General features: G+C 67.0%; 17 protein-coding genes. 2 read left to right on the plus strand and 15 right to left on the minus strand.

The annotated features are described in order from the left end of the window. The first annotated feature begins 114 nt into the window (after positions 1–114). A complete protein-coding gene (locus tag A9974_RS28390) occupies positions 115–1191 on the plus strand; it encodes a tartrate dehydrogenase (protein ID WP_183007507.1) in 1077 nt (358 codons plus the stop codon). Between the two features lie 114 nt (positions 1192–1305). On the opposite strand, the gene A9974_RS28395 is transcribed toward A9974_RS28390, so the two are convergent. The 12 genes from A9974_RS28395 to A9974_RS28450 form a co-directional block, all read right to left on the minus strand. Then, positions 1306–2601 (minus strand): MFS transporter, encoded by a 1296-nt coding sequence (locus A9974_RS28395; protein WP_183007508.1) that lies wholly within the window; start codon positions 2599–2601, stop codon positions 1306–1308. Between the two features lie 190 nt (positions 2602–2791). After that, positions 2792–3364 carry a CDP-diacylglycerol--glycerol-3-phosphate 3-phosphatidyltransferase gene (gene pgsA, locus A9974_RS28400; protein WP_183007509.1) on the minus strand — a complete coding sequence of 191 codons (573 nt, stop codon included), beginning with the start codon at positions 3362–3364 and terminating at the stop codon, positions 2792–2794. Positions 3365–3468: 104 nt separating this feature from the next. Next, positions 3469–5298 carry an excinuclease ABC subunit UvrC gene (uvrC, locus tag A9974_RS28405; RefSeq protein WP_183007510.1) on the minus strand — a complete coding sequence of 610 codons (1830 nt, stop codon included), beginning with the start codon at positions 5296–5298 and terminating at the stop codon, positions 3469–3471. Next, the gene (gene nagZ, locus A9974_RS28410) at positions 5261–6316 is read right to left on the minus strand and encodes a beta-N-acetylhexosaminidase (RefSeq protein WP_183007511.1); all 1056 of its coding nucleotides are present in this window, start codon (positions 6314–6316) and stop codon (positions 5261–5263) included. Before nagZ ends, uvrC begins: the two co-directional genes overlap by 38 nt. A gap of 44 nt (positions 6317–6360) precedes the next feature. Continuing rightward, positions 6361–6798: a holo-ACP synthase gene (gene acpS, locus A9974_RS28415; RefSeq protein ID WP_183007512.1), complete on the minus strand. Its 438-nt coding sequence runs from the start codon at positions 6796–6798 to the stop codon at positions 6361–6363. 92 nt (positions 6799–6890) lie between these two features. After that, entirely contained in the window at positions 6891–7631 is a 741-nt protein-coding gene (gene pdxJ, locus A9974_RS28420; protein WP_183007513.1) for a pyridoxine 5'-phosphate synthase, read from the minus strand. Further along, positions 7628–9121, minus strand: a complete 1494-nt coding sequence (locus tag A9974_RS28425; RefSeq protein ID WP_183007514.1) for an efflux transporter outer membrane subunit — start codon at positions 9119–9121, stop codon at positions 7628–7630. The genes pdxJ and A9974_RS28425 overlap by 4 nt, the downstream gene beginning before the upstream one ends. Beyond that, complete coding sequence (locus tag A9974_RS28430) at positions 9118–12354, minus strand: efflux RND transporter permease subunit (protein ID WP_183007515.1); 3237 nt, start codon at positions 12352–12354, stop codon at positions 9118–9120. The genes A9974_RS28425 and A9974_RS28430 overlap by 4 nt, the downstream gene beginning before the upstream one ends. A 63-nt stretch (positions 12355–12417) precedes the next feature. Beyond that, positions 12418–13674 carry an efflux RND transporter periplasmic adaptor subunit gene (locus A9974_RS28435; protein ID WP_183007516.1) on the minus strand — a complete coding sequence of 419 codons (1257 nt, stop codon included), beginning with the start codon at positions 13672–13674 and terminating at the stop codon, positions 12418–12420. Positions 13675–13945: 271 nt separating this feature from the next. Beyond that, on the minus strand, positions 13946–14386 hold the full coding sequence (locus A9974_RS29600; protein ID WP_183007517.1) for a winged helix-turn-helix domain-containing protein: 441 nt from the start codon (positions 14384–14386) through the stop codon (positions 13946–13948). A gap of 203 nt (positions 14387–14589) precedes the next feature. Further along, positions 14590–15786, minus strand: a complete 1197-nt coding sequence (locus tag A9974_RS28445; RefSeq protein WP_183007518.1) for a patatin-like phospholipase family protein — start codon at positions 15784–15786, stop codon at positions 14590–14592. A 28-nt stretch (positions 15787–15814) separates the two neighbouring features. Beyond that, positions 15815–16411: a DUF4136 domain-containing protein gene (locus A9974_RS28450; RefSeq protein ID WP_183007519.1), complete on the minus strand. Its 597-nt coding sequence runs from the start codon at positions 16409–16411 to the stop codon at positions 15815–15817. Between the two features lie 188 nt (positions 16412–16599). On the opposite strand from A9974_RS28450, the gene A9974_RS28455 reads away from it, so the two are divergent. After that, on the plus strand, positions 16600–17394 hold the full coding sequence (locus tag A9974_RS28455) for a TOBE domain-containing protein (protein WP_183007520.1): 795 nt from the start codon (positions 16600–16602) through the stop codon (positions 17392–17394). Between the two features lie 52 nt (positions 17395–17446). Here A9974_RS28455 and A9974_RS28460 read toward each other — a convergent pair whose 3' ends face one another. Genes A9974_RS28460 through modA form a run of 3 tightly spaced genes read right to left on the minus strand, consistent with a single transcriptional unit; the run spans position 17447 to position 19618 of the window. Then, positions 17447–18133 carry a sulfate/molybdate ABC transporter ATP-binding protein gene (locus tag A9974_RS28460; protein ID WP_183007587.1) on the minus strand — a complete coding sequence of 229 codons (687 nt, stop codon included), beginning with the start codon at positions 18131–18133 and terminating at the stop codon, positions 17447–17449. Next, entirely contained in the window at positions 18133–18816 is a 684-nt protein-coding gene (gene modB, locus A9974_RS28465) for a molybdate ABC transporter permease subunit (protein ID WP_183007521.1), read from the minus strand. The genes A9974_RS28460 and modB overlap by 1 nt, the downstream gene beginning before the upstream one ends. A 43-nt stretch (positions 18817–18859) precedes the next feature. Then, a complete protein-coding gene (modA, locus tag A9974_RS28470; RefSeq protein WP_183007522.1) occupies positions 18860–19618 on the minus strand; it encodes a molybdate ABC transporter substrate-binding protein in 759 nt (252 codons plus the stop codon). Between the last annotated feature and the right edge of the window lie 78 nt (positions 19619–19696).

Raw genomic sequence — 19696 nt, forward strand, 5'->3', positions numbered from 1 at the left:
GAACAGCCCATTGTAGATGGACTGTGTAGACCCCTACCATGACCGGGTTCCCGTTGCCGGCTGCCTCGCGGCGCTGCGCAGCGGGCCCCTTCCCCTTCTTTCCCAGGTTTTTCCATGTCCCACGTCTACAAGATCGCAGCCATCGCCGGCGACGGCATCGGCAACGAAGTCCTGCCCGAAGGCCTGCGCGCCGTGCAGGCCGCCGCCCGCCGCTTCGGCCTGGCGCTGCAGATCGATACCTTCCCCTGGGCCAATTGCGCGTACTACGCCCAGCATGGCGAGATGATGCCGCCCGACTGGAAGGCCCAGCTAGCCGGCTACGACGCCATCTTCTTCGGCGCGGTGGGCTGGCCGGCCACGGTACCCGACCACGTGTCGCTGTGGGGCTCGCTGCTCAAGTTCCGCCGCGAATTCGACCAGTACATCAACCTGCGTCATGTTCGGCTGTTCGACGGCGTGGCCTGCCCGCTGGCCGGCCGGCGCGCCGGCGACATCGACTTTTTCATCGTGCGCGAAAACACCGAAGGCGAATACACCAACCTGGGCGGGCGCCTGTTCGAAGGCACCGACCGCGAAGTCGTCATCCAGGAATCGGTCTTCACGCGCCACGGCACCGACCGCGTCATGCGCTACGCCTTCGAGCTGGCCAACCGCCGCGAACGCAAGCACCTGACCGTGGCCACCAAGAGCAACGGCATCGCCATCAGCATGCCGTGGTGGGACGAACGTGCCGACGCCATGGGCCAGCACTATCCCGACGTCAAGACCGACAAGCAGCACATCGACATCCTGGCCGCGCGCTTCGTGTTGCAGCCGCAGCGCTTTGACGTGGTGGTGGCGTCCAACCTGTTCGGCGACATCCTGTCGGACCTGGGTCCGGCCTGCACCGGCACCATCGGCATCGCGCCATCGGCCAACCTGAACCCGGAACGCAAGTTCCCGTCGCTGTTCGAGCCGGTGCACGGCTCGGCGCCGGACATCTACGGCAAGGGCATCGCCAATCCCATCGCCATGATCTGGTCGGGCGCGCTGATGCTGCAGTTCCTGGGCAGCCAGGACGCCCATGACGCCATCCTGGCCGCCATCGAGCACTGCCTGAAGGACGGGCCGCGCACGCCTGACCTGGGCGGCCAGGCCCGCACCGAAGACATCGGCCGGGCCATCGCGGCGCATATCGAAGCGGGAGCCTGACGCCCGGCGGTCCGGAATCGTGCCGGCCGGCATCAGGCCGACACGACTCACCCGCTCAACAAGCAGAACGCCGCCCGAGGGCGGCGTGCTGTTTATGGCAAAAGGCGGCCCCCGTCAGGAACGCGCCCCGACGGGCGCGGCGGCGGGATCCGCCCGGCGCGCCTGCACCGCAATCCACTGCGCCAGCAAGGCGGCCGCCGTGAACGCCACGCCTGCGCCGATCCACGGCCCCTGGCGCAACCCCGCATCCAGCAGCAACCCGAAGGCCAGCGGCCCCAAGGCCGAACCCACGTCCATGCCCGAATACACCAGGCCGTAGACCGACCCGGTGGAGCCCTTGGGCGTGACCTTGCGGATCAGCATGTCGCGCGACGGCGCGGCCACACCCGAGCAGAAACCGGCCAGGGCCACCACCGGGGCCGCCAGCACCGCCGGCACCAGGCCCAGGGCCAGCACCACCAGCGTCAGGCCCGACAGGATCAACGCCACCATCACGGTGCGCTCGGTCCGCGGATTGGCCGACACCAGGAACCCGCCGGCCGCCATGCCCACCGCCGACGCCACCATATAGCCCGACAACGCCGAGCTGGCCGCCACCTTGGACAGGTCGTACAGCTGGCCGAGCAGCGGAATAGTGTAGTTCTGCACCGACGACAAGGCGATGGAGGTGCAGGCAAAGAACAGGAACGCGCCCCACAGCGCCGGCTTGGACAAGAGCGTGGCCAACGTGGTCAGCACCCCTTCCTGCGGCTTGGGCGCGGCGCGCGCGCCCTTGGCATCCTGGCCGTCGGCCTGGGCCGCCGGCTCGGCGCCGCCCAGCAGGCCGCGCCAGATCACCGTCATCAGCAGCACCACCGCCACCAGGGCGGCGGCGCTGTAGGCCGCCACGCGCCAGTTGGCCAGCAGCGTGATCGTGGTCATGAACACGGGCGTAAGGGCCCAGCCCAGGTTGCCGGTCAGGCCGTGGGTCGAAAACGCGTGCCCCAGGCGCGGGGCAGTAATGCGGTGGTTGATGATGGAATAGTCGGCCGGATGGAACACCGAATTGCCGATGCCGCCCACGACGGCGGCCGTCATCAGCATGGGGTAGCCGGTGGCCGACCCGATCAGCAGGCCCGACAGCACGAAGCACGCCAGGCCGAACCACAGCACCGGGCGCGCGCCGATGCGGTCCACCACAAAGCCGGACGACGCCTGGCCAATGCCCGACACCACATAGAAGGCCGACACCAGCAGGCCCAGCCGGGCGAAATCCAGGCCGAACTCGTTGCCCAGCGACACATACAGGGACGGCAAGACCAGTTGGAAGAAGTGCGACGAGGCGTGGGCCACGCCGATCAGCAGAATGATCTGCCAGTCGCGCCGGCGGACAGCGGGGTCCGAGGCCAGGGGGGATGCAGCGGTAGTCATGGCACGGGGCCGCCCCAAGGGCGGCGATAGGCGGCCGCGCAGGGGCGCGGCTCGCGGGTTGTCTCCTCAACGTCCGGTCTGTCCGGCCGTTGTCCGTATGGCGAATGCGGCGGGTGGCCGTGCCGGCGCTGTGCCGGCATCGCTCTTTATAGGTAACGGCGGCCCCGGACGCGAGCCGGGCCGCCGTAAATTATTGGGCTTTCTCGCGGATGGCGGGCCAGGCGCGCTGCAGGTAATACAGCATCGACCAGACCGTCAGCACCGCGGCAACGATGATCAGCACGTCGCCCAGCATCTTGGTGGACACGCCGTACAGCGGCTGGTTGTACAAGAGGCAGGGAATCGCCACCATCTGGGCGGCGGTCTTGAACTTGCCCAGCCGGTGCACCGCCACGCTGGCGCTGGCGCCGATCTTGGCCATCCATTCGCGCAGGGCGGAAATCGTGATTTCACGGCCGATGATGATCAGCGAAATGAATGCGTCCACCCGGCTCAGGTCCAGCAGCACGATCAGGGCGGCGCACACCATCAGCTTGTCGGCCACCGGATCCAGGAACGCCCCGAATGCGGACGTCTGGTTCCAGCGGCGGGCCAGCCAGCCGTCGAACCAGTCGGTCAGCGCGGCGATGATGAATGCGCAGGCGGCGAAGGTGTCGCGCACGGGCACGGACATCCAGCTTTCGGGCAGGTAAAACAGCCCGACCACCAGCGGAATCATGGCGATGCGCAGCCACGTCAGAATAATGGGTACGTTAATTGGCATAGTGTCCGTATGCTACATCAGGCAGATGGCACTGACTGTCTTGGAAGCGGCGTCTGGCCAGCAGTTGACCCACGACGGGCAGAAAAAACGGGGCCTGCGAGCCCCTAACCGCGCAACGCTTCATAGATCCGCTCGGCCAATTCGTCCGAAATGCCCTCCACCGACGCCAGATCCTCGATACTGGCCGATGCCACCCCCGAGAATCCGCCGAAACGGGCCAGCAGGCGCTGGCGGCGGCGCGCGCCCACGCCTTCGATTTCCTCCAGGCGGGACACATTGCGGGTCTTGGCCCGCCGCGCCCGCATGCCGGTGATGGCGAAACGGTGGGCCTCGTCGCGCACCTGGGCGATCAGCATCAGCGCGGCGGATTCCCCGCCCAGCGCCACCGGTGGGCGGTCGTCGGCGAATACCAGGGTTTCCAGGCCGACCTTGCGCCCTTCCCCCTTGGCCACGCCCACCAGGGTCTGGATATCCAGACCCAATTCGACGAAGACCTTGCGCGCGACCTCGACCTGGCCCTTGCCGCCGTCGATCAGCACCAGCCCGGGCATCTGGGCCTCGCCGTCGGCGACCTTGGCAAAGCGCCGCGTCAGCACCTGGCGCATGGCCGCGTAGTCATCACCCGGGGTAATGCCGGCGATGTTGTAACGGCGGTATAGCGACGGCTGCATGTCGTGGTGCTCGAACACCACGCAGGACGCCTGGGTGGCCTCGCCCGCGGTATGGCTGATGTCGAAGCACTCGATGCGCAGCGCGTCCAGCGCGGCCTCGTCGGTGTCCAGGTCCAGCGTTTCGGCCAGCGCCAGCGTGCGCGCGGCGCGCGCGCCGGACTCGGTCAGGGCGCGGGCCAGCGCCATGTCGGCGTTCTTCTGCGCTTGCTCCAGCCAGGCGCGGCGCGTGCCTTGCGGCCGCGTCAGCACGCGCGATGGCCGCCCGCCCGCCTGCTCGACCAGCAGGTCGATCAGGCGGGCATCGGGCAAGGCGTGCGAACAGACCAGCACCGGCGGCAGCGCATTGTCGGTGTAGTGCTGCGCCACGAAGGCTTCCAGCACCTGCGGCGCGGCCTCGCCCTCGGCGTGGGTCGGGAAAAACGGCTTGTCGCCCAGGTGGCGTCCGCCCCGCACCATGGCCAGGTTGACGCAGACCTTGCCGCCCGCGATGGCAATGGCGACGATGTCGGTGTCTTCGCCGCTGACGTTTTCCATGGTCTGCTGGTGCAGCACCCGCGCCAGCGAACCCATCTGGTCGCGCAGCGCGGCCGCTTCCTCGAAGCGCAGCGCTTCGGCGGCTTCCAGCATACGGGCTTCGATTTCGCCCATCACGTCCTTGGCCTCGCCGTTCAGGAAACGCACCGCCCGCTGCACGTCCGATGCGTAATCCTCGGCCTGGATGGCGCCCACGCAGGGCGCCGAGCAGCGGCCGATCTGATGCAGCAGACAGGGCCGCGAACGGTTGGCGAAGACGGAGTCCTCGCAGGTCCGCAGGCGGAACACCTTCTGCAGGATCTGGATGGTTTCGCGCACCGCCCAGGCATTGGGGAACGGGCCGAAATACTGGCCGCGCTTGTTGGTCGCGCCGCGGTAGTAGGCAATGCGGGGCCAGTCGTGGCCGGTGATCAGCAGGTACGGATAAGACTTGTCGTCGCGAAACAGGATGTTGTAGCGCGGCTTCAAGCTCTTGATGAGGTTGTTTTCCAGAATCAGCGCTTCGGCTTCGGAGCGCGTCACCGTGACCTCCAGCCGCGCCACCTTCGCCACCATCTGGGCGATGCGCGGGCTGGCCAGGTTCTTCTGGAAATACGACGAGACGCGCTTTTTCAGGTCGCGCGCCTTGCCGACATACATGACCTCGCCGGCCGCATCCAGGTGCCGGTAGACACCCGGCAGATGCGGCAGGTCAGCCAGGAACGATTTGAGATTGAAGTCGTCGGGCATTCTGGTAACGGCTTTCGGCCTGCAGGGAGTCCCAGTCCAGCGCGTCGAAACGCGGCATCAGGCGGCGGATTCGGGCCACGGACTCGGGGGCGTGGTCAACCTTCAGGCGCGCCAGCAATTCATCGGCCAGGTCGGGCCGGTTGCACACCAGCACCATGTCGCAGCCGGCGCCCAACGCGGCATTGGCGCGCGCCAGGATGTCGCCCGCGACCGAGGCGCCTTCCATGGTCAGGTCGTCCGAGAACACCACGCCGTCATAGCCCAGGCGGGTGCGCAGGATGTCCTGCACCCAGCGCTTGGAGAAGCCGGCGGGATGCTTGTCGACCTTGGGATAGATGACGTGGGCCGGCATCACCGACGGCAGCACGGCGTCGCCCAGCCAGGCGTACGGCGCGCCGTCGTCCTTCAAGATGCGCTCGAGCGGACGCGGGTCGATGGGGATTTCATGGTGCGAATCGGCGCCCACGAAACCATGCCCCGGGAAATGCTTGCCGCAGGCCGACATGCCGGCCAGGGCCAGGCCCTGGATCAGCGCGCGCGACAGCATGGTGACCACGCGCGGATCATGGTGAAAAGCACGGTTGCCGATCACCTTGCTCACGCCGTAGTCCAGGTCCAGCACGGGGGTGAAGCTCATGTCCACGCCGCAGGCGCGCAGCTCGGCGGCCAGCACGTAACCGGCTTCGGTCGCCAGGCGCATGGCGGTCAAGGGGTCGCGATCCCACAGCACGCCCAGGTCGCGCATCGCCGGCAAGGCGGTGAAGCCGTCTTCGCGGAAACGCTGCACCCGGCCGCCTTCGTGGTCGACCAGGATCAGCAGGCGCTCTTTGCGCGCCTTATGGATCTGGCGGGTCAGCTCGGTCAGCTGGCGACGATTTTCGAAGTTGCGCGCGAACAGGATCACGCCACCCACCAGCGGGTGGCGCAGACGCTTCTTTTCTTCCTTGGTCAGCACGGTGCCGGCCACATCGACCATCACGGGACCGGGCGGCAACGCCCTGGATTTTTTCTTGGCCATCGGCTTGTCCTTCTGTATTTGGCTTGCAAACCCGCCGCGGGCGGTCAGGGCTTGCGTTCGACCACCACGTAGGCGGCGGCCATGTCGGATTCATCGGTGATGGACACGTGCGCGGCGCCGAAGCGCTGCACATACCAATCCAGCAATTCAGGGGCGATCACCAGCACCGGCCGGCCGCCCGGCGCATTCAGCGTCTGCACGCGGCGCCACGTCATCGGCATGCGCATGCCCAGGCCCACCGCCTTGGAAAAGGCCTCTTTCGCGGCAAAACGGGTGGCCAGAAAGCGCACCCCGCGCACCGGGTCACGGGCCCGCCGCGCGTGAAACTTCAGCAGCTCTTCGGGGCCCAGGATCTTTTCGGCGAAGCGGTCGCCGTGGCGCGCCAGCGCGCGCTCGATCCGGTCGATACGCAGAAGGTCCATGCCGATGCCGCCGATGGCGGCGGGCGGCGAAACGGCAGGGGCGGATTCAGGTTGGGACATCGCGGCGGCGTCTAAAGGGAATGACAGCTGGGAATGACAGTCACCAGAGTAGCAGTTGGCGGCCGGCCGCGTTGGCCATCGGCCGCCTGCGGTCAACGGCCGCGCACCGCTTCCAGGCGGGCCTGCACCATCAAGGCCTTCATGTCGCGTACCGCTTTTTCCCAGCCGTCGAACACCGCCTGCGCCACGATGGCGTGGCCAATGTTCAATTCGGAGATGCCGTCCAGGGCCGCCACCGGCTTGACGTTGCCGTAATGCAGGCCGTGGCCCGCATTGACGCGCAGACCGTGGCGCAGGCCCTCGGCCACCGCCACGCGAATGCGCTGCAGTTCGGCCTGGGCGGCCTCGCCTTCGCTTTCAGCATAGGCGCCGGTGTGCAGTTCGATGACCGGCGCGCCCGCGCGGGCGGCGGCTTCGATTTGCACGGGGTCCGGATCGATGAACAGCGACACGCGGATGCCGGCTTCGGTCAAAAGGCCAACGGCATCGGACACCGCGGCGAACGCGCCCGCCACTTCCAGCCCGCCTTCAGTGGTGAGCTCGGTGCGCTTTTCAGGCACCAGGCAGACGTCGCTGGGCTTGACCGCGCAGGCGATCTCGAGCATTTCGGCCGTGACCGCGCATTCCAGGTTCATGCGGGTGCGCAGCACCGGCCGGATGGCGTAGACGTCGGCGTCCTGGATGTGGCGGCGGTCTTCGCGCAGATGCAGCGTGATCAGGTCGGCGCCGGCGTCTTCGGCGCGCAGCGCCGCGGCTACCGGGTCGGGATAGGCCGTGTGGCGCTGCTGCCGCAGCGTCGCGACGTGATCGATGTTTACACCAAGTTCTATCATTGCACTTTCGTTGTTTCTTCCCAGCCGCCGCCCAACGCCTTGTAGAGTTCCACACGGTTGATCAGCGCGGCCAGGCCGGTTTGCACCAGCGCGAGCTGGGCATTGAAAAGGTCCACTTGCGCGGTCTGCACCTGCAGGTAGCTGTCGATGCCATTGGTATAGCGCAAATTCGACAGTTCCAGCGTGCGGGCCGACGAATCCTGCAACGCGCGCTGGGCATCCAGTTGCGCGCCATAGGTGGCTTCACCCGCCAGCGCATCCGACACTTCGCGGAACGCCTGCTGGATGGTCTGCTCGTACTGCGCCACCGCGATGTTGTCGCGGGCCTTCGCCAGGTTCAGGCCCTCGCGGATGCTGCCGCCCGCGAACAGCGGGGTGGTGATCGACGGCGAGAAGCTCCAGTAGCCCTGCCCGCCCTTGAACAGCGTATCCAGCGATGGGCTCGACACGCCCAGCAGGCCGGTCAGCGAGATGGTCGGGAAGAACGCCGCGCGCGCCGCGCCGATATTGGCGTTGGCCGACAGCAGCTGGTTTTCGGCGGCCAGGATGTCGGGCCGGCGTTCCAGCAAGTCGGACGGCAGGCCGGCCGGCACGCTGGCCAGCAACTGATCGCGGCCGAACACGGCCGGCGCCGGCAGGTCGTCGGGCAGCGGCGTGCCCAGCACCAGCACCAGCGCATTGACGGCCTGCGCCTTGGCGCGGGCCAGCTGGGCCAGGTCGGCCGAGGCCGTGTCCAGCAGCGACTTGGACTGATTCAGGTCCAGCTCGGACGCCACACCGCCGTCGAAGCGGCGCTTGACCAGGTTGTACGACTCTTGCCGCGAGGCCAGCGTGCGCTGCGTCAGTTCCAGCTGGACCTCGGCGGCGCGCAGATTGAAATACGACTCGGCCACCGAACCGATCAGGGTGATGTGGGTGGTCTTTTGCGCCTGCTCGGTCGACAGGTACTGCTGGTACGCGGCCTCGGACAGATTGCGCAAGCGGCCGAACAGGTCGATCTCGAACGTGGTCAGGCCGATACCGGCCTGGTACGAGCTGCTGATCGACGTCGAATCGGGGCCGCCCGGACGCATGTTGCGCGGCAGGTGCTGACGCTGGCCCTGGATGCCGGCGCCGATGCTGGGCCACTGCGCGCCGCGCTGCACGCCGTACTGGGCGCGTGCTTCTTCGACGCGCTGCACGGCCACGCGCAGGTCGCGGTTATTGACCAGCGCCAATTCGATCAGGCGCTGCAGGCGCGCGTCGCGGAAGAATTCGCGCCAACCCAGGTCGGCCGCGGGGGTGCCCGTCTGCGGCGCCACCGCATCCGCGGGCTGCGTGCCCAGCGTCATGGGATTGGCGTACGCGCCGTACTGCACCTTGGGCTGGTCCGGGAACGTGCCGGAAACCGGCGCATCGGGCCGCTTGTAGTCGGGCGCCAGCGAGCAGCCGGCCAACGCCACCGCCACGAAGGCGGACAGGGCGGTCTGTTTGAACATCAGGGCGCTCATTCCTTGCCCTCCTGGCCACCGTGTGCGGGAGATTGCGGGGATGCGGGCGGCGCGTCCGGCGGGGTCTGTCCCGCGGCCGCTTTCTTAGCCGCCTGCTCTTCTTCGAAGGCGCGCAGTTCGGCGCCCAACAGGCGTGGCTTGGTCTTGAACAGGCCCAGCACCACCACGAAGAAGGTCGGCACGAAAATCACCGCGAACGGCGTGGCGGCCAGCATGCCGCCCAACACGCCCAAGCCCACGGCGCGTTGGCTGGCGGCGCCGGCGCCGGTGGCCATGGCCAGCGGCACCACGCCCAGGATGAATGCCAGCGACGTCATCAGGATCGGCCGGAACCGCAGGCGCGCGGCTTCCACCGCGGCCTCGTAAAGGCCCATGCCCCGCGCGTACTGATCCTTGGCGAATTCCACGATCAGGATGGCGTTTTTGGCCGCCAGCCCGATCACGGTCACCATACCCACCTGGAAGTACACGTCGTTGGACATGCCCAGCGCGCTGACCAGCGCCACCGCGCCCAGCATGCCCAGCGGCACCACCAGCATGACGGAGATGGGGATCGCCCAGCTTTCGTACAACGCGGCCAGCACCAGGAACACGATCAGGAGCGACAGGCCCATCAGGATCGGGGCCTGGTTGCCGGCCTGGCGTTCCTGGTAGGACAGGCCGGTCCATTCGTAGCCAAAGCCTTGCGGCAACTGCGCCACCAGCTTCTGCATTTCTTCCATGGCCTGGCCGGTGGTGTAACCGGCCGCGGCGCTGCCGCCGATACGCATGGATTCATAGCTGTTGTAGCGCACCACCTGCACCGGGCCCTGCGACCACTTGGCCGACACGAACGTCGACAGCGGCACCATGCCGCCCTGCACGTTGCGGGCGTTCAGCTTGAGCACGTCCGACAACTGCATGCGGTACGGCGCATCCGCCTGCACCCAGATGTTCTGCATCCGGCCCAGGTTGGGGAACTTGCTCAGGTAGGCCGAACCGACCGCCGTGGAAATCAGCGAGGCGGCCTCGTCGAAGTTCACGCCCAGCGCGGCGGCCTTGTCGCGGTCGATGTCCAGCGTCAGCTGCGTGCCGGCCGACAGGCCGGTGATACGCACCTGCGACAGCACCGGGCTCTTCATGGCCATGCCCATCAGCTGGCCGGTGGCCGCGGCGAGCGCGTCGGTGCCTGCCGAACCGCGATCCTGCAGGCGCAGGTCGAAGCCCGTGGCATTGCCCAGCGACGAGATCGCGGGCGGCACCAGCGTGAACACCATGGCGTCGTGCACGCCCATCAGCTGCTTCTGGAACGCGTTGAACGCGATGGCGCCAGCGGAATCGCCCTTGCCCTTGCGGTCCTTGAAGTCCTTGAGCGTGGTGAACGCGATAGCGGCGTTCAGGCCGTTACCGTTGAAGCTGAAACCCTGCACCGTGATGATGTTCTCGACCGCGGGAATCTGGCGGAAGTAGGCTTCGACCTCTTCGATGACCTGGACCGTGCGGTTGGCGCTGGCGCCGGTGGGCAGTTCGATGTTGCTGATGACGTAGCCCTGGTCTTCTTCAGGCAGGAACGACGACGGCAGGCGCAGGTACAGCCAGCCCAGCAGAATCACCAGCACCAGGAAGGCCAGCATCATGCGTCCGCCCTTGTGCAGGATACGGGACACCCAATTCTGGTAGCCGTGGGTGGTGGCGTCGAACTTGCGGTTGAACCAGCCGAAAAAGCCCTTCTTGTCGTTGTGATGCCCCTTGGGCACCGGCTTGAGGATGGTCGCGCACAGCGCCGGCGTGAAGGTCAGGGCCAGCAGCGCCGAGAAGAAGATCGACACGGCCATGGCCACCGAGAACTGGCGGTAGATCACGCCCACCGACCCGCTCATGAAGGCCAGCGGCAGGAACACCGTCACCAGCACCAGCGTGATGCCGATGATGGCCCCGCTGATCTGGGGCATGGCCTTCTTGGTGGCTTCCTTGGGTGGCAGCCCTTCCGTGGCCATGATCCGTTCGACGTTTTCGACCACCACGATGGCGTCGTCCACGAGAATCCCGATCGCCAGCACCATGGCGAACATGGTCAGCACGTTGATCGAGAACCCCAGCGCCAGCATGACCGCGAACGACCCCAGCATGGCCACCGGCACCACCAGCGCCGGGATCAGGGTGTAGCGCACGTTCTGCAGGAACAGGTACATCACCAGGAACACCAGCACCATGGCTTCGGCCAGGGTGTGCAGCACCTGCTCGATCGAGACCTTGACGTAGGGCGCGGTGTCGTAGGGGATGGCGTAGGTGATGTTGCCGGGGAAGTACTTGGACAGTTCGTCCATCTGCTGGCGCACGCCCTGGGCGGTAGCCAGCGCGTTGGCGTCGGGCGAGAGCACGATGGCGAAGGCCGCCGTGGGCTTGCCGTTCAGGCGGGCGCCGAACTGGTAGTTGTCGGCGCCGACCTCAATGCGGGCGACGTCGCGCAGCAGCACCTTGGAACCATCGGTATTGGCGCGCAGGACGATCTTGCCGAAACCTTCGACCGTGCTGAGCTGGCCGTTGGCCACCACGGTGGCGGTGATGCGCTGCGATTCGGGGTTGGGCGGCGCGCCGATGCTGCCGCCGGACACCAGCACGTTCTGCGCCGAAATCGCCTGGTTGACCTCGGCCATGCTCAGGCTGAAGCCCACCAACTTGGCGGGATCGACCCAGATGCGCATGGCGCGCGGCGCCGCGAACAGCTGGAACTGGCCCACGCCGGCCACGCGCGACACCGGGTTCTGCACGTTGCGGGTGATGTAGTCGGCCAGCGCGGTCTGGTCCAGCGAGCCGTCGGTGGACGACAGCGTCACGATCATCAGGAAGCCGGTACTGGTCTGCTCGTACTTCAGGCCCTGCTGCTGCACGGCGGCGGGCAGCTGGGCGATCACGTTGGACACGCGGTTCTGCACATCCACCTGCGCCAGGTCGGGGTCGCGGCCCGGCGCAAACGTGGCGGTGATGGTCGAGGTGCCATACGAATCGCTGACCGACTCGTAGTAGATCAGGCCCTTGGCGCCGTTGAGCTTGTCCTCGATGATACTGGTGACCGATTCGGCCACTTCCTTGGCCGACGCGCCCGGGTAGGTCGCGGTGATGGTGATGGCCGGGGGCGCCACGTCGGGGTACTGGGACACCGGCATGTTCGGGATCGCCAGCACCCCAGCCAGCAGGATGAACAGGGCGACTACCCAGGCAAAAATTGGTCGATCAATAAAAAATTGCGGCATGTGGGCTGACTCTGAAAGCGATGCTCACCAAAGAGGAACGCAGCGCGTTGCGCTGCGGGCCGCTTACGATTTCTGGCCTGCGGCCTTGTCCTGCGGCGCCGGCTCGGCCGGCTTGGCGCCGGGCTCCGCGGGCTTGCCGCCGGGCTGCGCCGCCGGCTGGCCGCCAGCAGCGGGCGCACCGCCGTTCTTGTTCCAGGGGCTGGCCTGCACCGGCGCGCCCGGACGGATCTTCTGGAAGCCTTCGACCACGACGACGTCGCCGGCCTTCAGGCCGCTGTTGATGATCCAGCTGTTCTTGACGGCGCCGCCGGTGGTGACGGGCAGCTGTTCGATCTTGTTGTCCTTGACCAGCATCAGGCTTTGCGAACCGTCGGCGGTACGTTGCAGCGCCTGCTGCGGCACCACCAGGGCCTGGTCGTCCACGCCCTGCTCCAGACGCACGCGCACGTACATGCCGGGCAACAGGATGCCGTCGGGGTTGGGGATTTCGGCGCGCAGGTTGACCTGGCCGGTGGACGGGTCGACGGTGATGCCGGTGAACAGCAGCTTGCCCGGCTTGTCGTATTCGGAGCCGTCTTCGAGCACCACGGTGGCGCGCGCGGCGTCCTTGCCGACCTGCTGCAGCTTGCCGCTGGCAAAGGCGCGGCGCAGCGCCGCCAGGTCCGCGGTCGACTGGGTGAAGTCGACGTAGATCGGGTCCAGTTGCTGCACGGTGGCCATTTGCGTGGCCTGGGTGGCATCGACCAGCGCGCCTTCGGTCACCAGCGGCTTGCCGATGCGGCCCGTGATGGGCGAGACGACATCGGTGTAGCCGAGGTTGATCGACGCGTTGTCCTGGGCGGCCTTGGCGGCGGCCACGTTGGCCTCGGCCTGGCGGTACGACGCCACGGCGTTGTCGTATTCCTGCTTGCTGACGGCGTTGGCCTTGACCAGCGGCGCGTAGCGGTCAGCCAGCACCTTGGCGCTGAACAGGGTGGCCTGCGCCTGCTTGAGCTGTGCGGTGGCCTGATCGTAGGTGGCTTTGTAGGGCGCCGGATCGATCTTGAACAGTAGCTGGTTTTCCTTGACGTCGCCGCCCTGCTCGAAGGTGATCTTCTGGACGATGCCGGTGACCCGCGAGCGGATCTGGGCGTCGCGCACCGCGTCGACGCGGCCCGGCAACTCGGCCACGATGGGCGTGCGTTGCGGCTGTACGGTAATGACGCTGACCTGGGGCATGCCCGGGTTCATTTGCGGCTTTTCACCGCACCCCGCCAACAACAGCGCGAGGACGCCGCCGGAAAAAGCCAGACCTGAGACACGTTTAGGCGAAAACCGCATTGAAACCCCCGCGAAGTTGACCGCGCCAAGCGACCGCAACAATGTGACGGCGATAAGCAATCGCCGTGTCCCGTTGCCGAAGACAGCCGCAGGTTTCGGGGGGCCGCATCCGACCGCCGTATTTGACCGCAAACCCTGCCTGCGATCAAAGCAAAACGCCGCGCGCCGCGCGTGACACGTGAATAGCCCGTTAATGTAACTCAGTTATTGGGGAAATCACTGATTTTCACAGCACGGCGCAAGCAGGGGGCCGGGAATCAAAAGGCCGGAATCACAGATCGGAGATCTCTCGCAGGTTGCCCAGGAACACGTAGCCGGCGCCGTGCACAGTGTGCAGGGGCAGGCGCGCGTCCAGATGTCGCACTTTGCGGCGCAGCCGGCAGATCGCCACGTTCAGCGTGCGCAGGTTGGTGCCCTGGCGTGCGGCCATGAGTTCTTCGCGGAGAAGTTCGCGGCGCGGGTTACCCAGCAGGCACTGGAAGCAGGCGCGTTCGACTTCGGTCAGGTCCAGCCGCGCGCCATCCGGGGTCACCAGGGTCCAGCCGCGATACGCCAGGCTCCACCAGCCGTCGGGCGGAAAGGCTGACGCGGCGCACGCGGCCTCGGCGGCCGGCCGCTTGCGTGCCGCGGCGGTCCGTGACGCGCCTGCAGGAGAATCTGTACGGCCCGCGGCGGCGGGGGGAGCGGAAGAACGGGGAAAGGAAGCAGTCACGCCAAGGTCTCCACCGGGCAGGCCGCCGCCCAGGGGAGCGGCGCTCCGGATCCGGAACAAGGTTGCTAATCTTGCCGAAAGACTACCGGGCTTGGGCGGGTTGCGCCGTACAAAGGCCTTGAAATCAGACTAGTCCTAGGCAAATCGCGGCGCGGCGCAATCCTGCGTGACCGGCCGCCCCGGCGGGCGCCCGCGGCACCGCCTTAGGACACGTGCGTGCCATTACGGTGGATGTCGTGGGAAACGAAGCAGCTGTTCTGGGTCGGACGCGCCAGGATGCCCGGCTTGGCCAGCGTCTGGCGGATGTCTGCCAGGCCCGATTCCCAGTGTTCGCGCATGGCCTCGGTACCGAACTCGTAGTCCTTGGAAAAACGCTCGCGGTGCTTGGACTCGTAGATCAGGTTGATGATGTTGGTCGCCGGGGTATTGGCCAGCTTGCGGATGTCGGCCAGGTCGGGCGCGTTGCGTTCTTTCTCGGGCAGGCGGTCCAGCAGTTGCTGCAGGCCGTGGCGCAGCTTCAGCACCCGCCGCAATTGGTCGGTGACCATACGGGTACGGCTGGAATACTGGATGTCCTTCTGGCGTTCAGCGACTTCCTCGAGCGTGGTGGGCAGCCCGCCCCGGGCGGGCCAGAGGTCCACCTGGAAGGCCAGCGTGTCGCGCATGGTGTCGGTTGTCAGCACCTGGGCCAGGGGCGTGTTGGACACGACGCCGCCGTCCCAGTAGTGCTCGCCGTCGATCTCCACCGACGGGAAGCCCGGCGGCAAGGCGCCTGAAGCCATGATGTGCTCGGGGCCGAGCGTGTGCTTCTGGCTGTCGAAATAGGCGAAATTGCCGCTGCGTACGTTCACCACGCCGAAGCTGGCGCGCACCTTGCCCTTGTTGAGCAGGTCGAAATCCACGTACTGGCGCAACGTGTCCGCCAGCGGCGTGGTGTCGTAGAAGCTGGTGGAGGCCGCGCCCTTGCCGTGCAGCAGGTACGGCGGCGGGACACGCAGCTTGAAAAAACCCGGCTGCCCCGAGAACAACGCCTGGAAAGCCGACAGCTGGCCATTCATGGCGGGCGAGCCGAAGCCGAACGGAATGCCGTCGAACATATTGGCCAGCGTTTCGCCCCATGGCAGGGCGGCAAAGCCGGTGGGGCGGCAGATGCTCTCCCAGAAACCGCGCAGCCGCGCCACCCGCTCGTCCTCGGGCGACCCGGCGATGATCGCCGCGTTGATCGACCCGATGGAAATGCCCGACACCCAGTTCGGCCGGATGCCCGCCTCGTGCAGGCCCTCGTATACGCCCGCCTGGTAGGACCCCAGGGCCCCGCCCCCCTGCAAGACCAGGGCCACGGTGTCATAGGACGGCGTCGCGCCGGTGTCGGGGGTCTGGGCCTTGCGGCGTGTACTCATGCGGGAATCCTTTGAAAGTCACATAGCCCTAGGGCTTGCTCTTGTCCGGCAACTGCGGGGCGGCGACGCCGGCCCGGAACGGATACTTGGCGAAAATCAGCGCGACGGCTTTCTCGACGCTTTGCGCCGATGCCGCCATCTCGGGGTTCTGAACCTCGCCGACCGCCACGCCTTCCCAGACCAGCTGTTTGCGGCGCGAGTCGACCAGGTCGACGTTCAGGGTGCCTTCGGTGTACTGGTAGACGGTGTCGCCCCAGCCGTAGCCGGGCCAGCCGCCGTAGAAGCCGCCGCGGTAGCCGTAGTACGGCCCCATCGCCGGCGGTGCTTCGGTGACCTGGGTCTTTTGTTGCAGCTTGCCGTTGAAATTGACCAGCAGGTCGGGGTTGGAAGCACTGTAGACGTAGCCGCGCATCTCCATCTGGCCACGGGTGGCGTCTTTCAGCCTTTCGGTCAGCAGGGTGCTGTAGCCGGCCTTGTCGGTGCCCAGCGGCGACATGTAGCCGAACGTGCGGTACTGCGCGAAATCGGCCTTGTGATCGTAATCGCCCTTGACGGTGGGGCCGGAGGCGCAAGCCGCCAACAAGCCCGTCAAGGAACCCACCGCCAGCATTTTGAACGCTTTCATGTCGATCTCCGAGAGAACGAGCCCGCGCGGGCCCGGGTGTCAACAGGACTTAGGCGCATTCATAGTGCCGCGAAGCGGACAAAGTTTCAACAAGGACGCATTCTCATTGGATCAAGATCAAACCGCGGCGCGCGCGGGCTCCATTACACTCGGGGGATTATTCCAGACCCAGACCACACGATACCCCCATGTTGGAACTCGACGGCTCGATTTGGTTTCGTTCCGGCGCCCAGAATTGGGGCGGAAAGAACCGCATAGACCTGTTGGCGCAAATCGACGCCACGGGCTCCATCACCGCTGCCGCGCGCGCGGTGGGCATGAGCTACAAGGGCGCCTGGGACGCCATCGACGCCATGAACAACCTGGCGGGCGAACCGCTGGTGCTGCGCGCCGCGGGCGGCAAGGGCGGCGGCGGCACGCGCCTGACGGACCGGGCCCGCAGCCTGATCGCGACCTTCCGCGCGCTGGAGTCCGAGCACCGCAAATTCATGGAAAACCTGACGCGCGCCGGCCTGACCGCCCGTGGCGACATCGACCTGATGAGGCGATTTATGTTGAAGACCAGCGCACGCAACAAGCTCCTGGGCACCGTGATGGAAGTCCGCACCGGGGCCGTCAACGACGAGATCCTGCTGCGCATCGCCGGCGGCCACGTCATCACCGCCACCATCACGCGTGACAGCACGCAGGAGCTGGAACTGGCCCCTGGCAAAGAGGCGCTGGCGCTGGTCAAGGCCTCATCGGTGATCGTCGGCGCCCCGGGCCCCGGCCTGCGGCTGTCGGCCCGCAACCAGCTGCCGGGCACCATCGCGGCGGTGCGCACCGGCGCGGTCAACAGCGAAATCCTGATCGACCTGGAAGGCGGCACCACGCTCGTGGCAATTGTCACCAACGAAAGCGCCACCGAGCTGGGGTTGGGCGACGGCGCTCCCGCGGTCGCCATCTTCAAGGCGTCCAGCGTGATCCTGGGCGTGCTGGACTGACGCGCGCCCGTCGCTAACGGGCGGCGGGCAAGCTCCCGCCCTGCCCTCGCCCCTATACGCCCACGTCTTCGTCGCGCCGGCGCACCTTGCCCTCGCGCACCTCGAACACCTCATCGGCCAGCGCGTCGACGTCCGCCGGATCATGCGTGATCAGCAGCATCGGCACGTTCAGTTGGCGTTGCAAGGCGTTCAGTTCCTGGCGCATCTTGCCGCGCAACTGGGAATCCAGGGCCGAAAACGGCTCGTCCAGCAGCAGGATGTCGGGCTTGAGCATCAGCGCCCGCGCCAGCGCGACCCGCTGCTTCTGACCGCCCGAGATCTCGCTGGGATAGCTGCCGACGATGGCGCCCAGTTCAAAGGCGTCGACCCAGCGCCGCGCGTCGGCCGAAACCGCCCGCTTGGGCGGATTGAGCCAGCCGCGGCGCGAGCCGAAGGCAATGTTCTGGGCCACCGTCAGGTGCGGGAACAGCGCGTAGTCCTGGAACAGGTAGGCCACCCGCCGGGCTTGCGGCGCGACGCTGACACGGGCCTCGGAATCGAACAGCACGCGGCCGTTGACTTCGATGCGGCCAGCGTCGGGCCGCAGCAAGCCGGCCACCGCGCGCAGCGTCAGGCTCTTGCCGGCTCCGGACGGCCCAAACAGCGCAATCCGCTTGGACGCCGACGAAAACGCCACGTCCAGCGAAAAATGCCGATCGCCCGAGACCATGTTCTTGCGGATCCGCAGGTCGACGCTCATCATGCGCCTCCGCTGCGTCGGCTGGAACTGATCGGCACCAGTTTGCCGGCCGCCAGCAGCACCGCGATGCAGGTGATCGAAGTCACCAGCACCAGAAAGTTGGCGGTGGCATCGTCGCCCGCCTGCACCGCTTCGTAGATGGCCACCGACAGCGTCTGGGTGCGGCCCGGCAGGTTGCCGGCGATCATCAGCGTGGCGCCGAATTCGCCCAGCGCGCGGGCAAACGCCAGCAGCACGCCGGCCACGATGCCCCGCGCCGCCAGCGGCAGCGTCACCCGGAAGAAGACACCGGCTTCGCACACGCCCAACACGCGGGCGGCGCTTTCCAGCTGCGCGTCGACGTTTTCGAACGCGGCGCGGGCCGACTTGAACACCAGCGGAAACGCCACCACCGACGCGGCGATGACGGCGCCCTGCCAGGTGAACACGAGTTCAATGCCCAGCGCCGCCAGCTTTTCGCCCAGCACGCCGCGCCGGCCCAGCAGCACCAGCAGGTAATAGCCCAGCACCGTAGGCGGCAGCACCAGCGGCAGCGTCAAAATGGCGTCCAGCAGGTCCCGCCCCGGCCAGCGCCAGCGGGACAAGCCGTAGGCTGCCGCGGTGCCGGCCACGGTTGCCAACAGCGTTGCCCAGCCCGCCACTTTCAGGGTAAGCAGCAGGGGCACCCATACTGGATCGCTCATGACGCCTGCGATTCAAGATTCAACGTTCAATCCCGGCCTGGACTCAGGGCTTCTGGAAGCCGTAACGCGACAGGATCTCCTGGCCGGCGGGCGACAGCACATAGGCCACGAAGCTCTGGGCTTCCTTGGCGGCGGCGTCGCGCGCGGTCACGGCGATAGGATAGGTGACGGGCGTCTGCGACGGCACGCGCACGGCGACCTTGACCTTGTCCGGCATCACGGCGGCATCGGTGGCGAACACGAAGCCCGCGTCCACTTCGCCGCGCGACACGTAGTCCAGGCTCTGGCGCACGTTCTGCGCCAGCACGCTCTTGGCCTGCACCGCGTCCCACAGGCCGGCGGCCTGCAGCGCGCCTTGGGTGTAGCGGCCCACCGGCACCGAGGCCGGATTGCCGTAGGCGATGCGCTTGACGTCGTCGCGCGTCAGGTCCTTGAGCGCGGCGATGTTGAGCTTGCTGTCCGTCGGCACGATCAGCACGATCTGGTTGGACGCGAAGTCCACCCGCGAATCGGCCTTGACGGCTTTTTCCTCGACGGCCTTGTCCATCGCCTTCTGGTCGGCGGACGCGAACACGTCGGCGGGCGCGCCCTTGACGATCTGCTGCAGCAGCACGTCGGAGGCACCGAAGTTCAGGACGACCTTGGTGCCGGCATGCTCCTTTTCGTAGGCCTGCGCCACTTCCTTGAACGCGTTGGTCAGGCTGGCGGCGGCGGACACCACCAGGTCGCCGGCGTGGGCGCTGGAACCCCAGACGGCGGCCAGGGCCAGCGACACAGCCAGGATCGGGTGTTTGCGGAACATGGCACTCTCCTAGAACAAGATCAATATCGGTAACGAAATATATATAGGTATATAACGCCCGTCAATTTGCAGCCGGCA

Origin of the sequence: Achromobacter sp. UMC71 (assembly GCF_014170305.1) — a bacterium.
GTDB lineage: Bacteria > Pseudomonadota > Gammaproteobacteria > Burkholderiales > Burkholderiaceae_B > Achromobacter.

Bases quoted from the DNA above. Each gene is read 5' to 3' on its own strand.
- A9974_RS28390 (WP_183007507.1), top strand. From the start codon at position 115: ATGTCCCACGTCTACAAGATCGCAGCCATCGCCGGCGACGGCATCGGC.
- A9974_RS28395 (WP_183007508.1), bottom strand. From the start codon at position 2,601: ATGACTACCGCTGCATCCCCCCTGGCCTCGGACCCCGCTGTCCGCCGG.
- pgsA (WP_183007509.1), bottom strand. From the start codon at position 3,364: ATGCCAATTAACGTACCCATTATTCTGACGTGGCTGCGCATCGCCATG.
- uvrC (WP_183007510.1), bottom strand. From the start codon at position 5,298: ATGCCCGACGACTTCAATCTCAAATCGTTCCTGGCTGACCTGCCGCAT.
- nagZ (WP_183007511.1), bottom strand. From the start codon at position 6,316: ATGGCCAAGAAAAAATCCAGGGCGTTGCCGCCCGGTCCCGTGATGGTC.
- acpS (WP_183007512.1), bottom strand. From the start codon at position 6,798: ATGTCCCAACCTGAATCCGCCCCTGCCGTTTCGCCGCCCGCCGCCATC.
- pdxJ (WP_183007513.1), bottom strand. From the start codon at position 7,631: ATGATAGAACTTGGTGTAAACATCGATCACGTCGCGACGCTGCGGCAG.
- A9974_RS28425 (WP_183007514.1), bottom strand. From the start codon at position 9,121: ATGAGCGCCCTGATGTTCAAACAGACCGCCCTGTCCGCCTTCGTGGCG.
- A9974_RS28430 (WP_183007515.1), bottom strand. From the start codon at position 12,354: ATGCCGCAATTTTTTATTGATCGACCAATTTTTGCCTGGGTAGTCGCC.
- A9974_RS28435 (WP_183007516.1), bottom strand. From the start codon at position 13,674: ATGCGGTTTTCGCCTAAACGTGTCTCAGGTCTGGCTTTTTCCGGCGGC.
- A9974_RS28445 (WP_183007518.1), bottom strand. From the start codon at position 15,786: ATGAGTACACGCCGCAAGGCCCAGACCCCCGACACCGGCGCGACGCCG.
- A9974_RS28450 (WP_183007519.1), bottom strand. From the start codon at position 16,411: ATGAAAGCGTTCAAAATGCTGGCGGTGGGTTCCTTGACGGGCTTGTTG.
- A9974_RS28455 (WP_183007520.1), top strand. From the start codon at position 16,600: ATGTTGGAACTCGACGGCTCGATTTGGTTTCGTTCCGGCGCCCAGAAT.
- A9974_RS28460 (WP_183007587.1), bottom strand. From the start codon at position 18,133: ATGAGCGTCGACCTGCGGATCCGCAAGAACATGGTCTCGGGCGATCGG.
- modB (WP_183007521.1), bottom strand. From the start codon at position 18,816: ATGAGCGATCCAGTATGGGTGCCCCTGCTGCTTACCCTGAAAGTGGCG.
- modA (WP_183007522.1), bottom strand. From the start codon at position 19,618: ATGTTCCGCAAACACCCGATCCTGGCTGTGTCGCTGGCCCTGGCCGCC.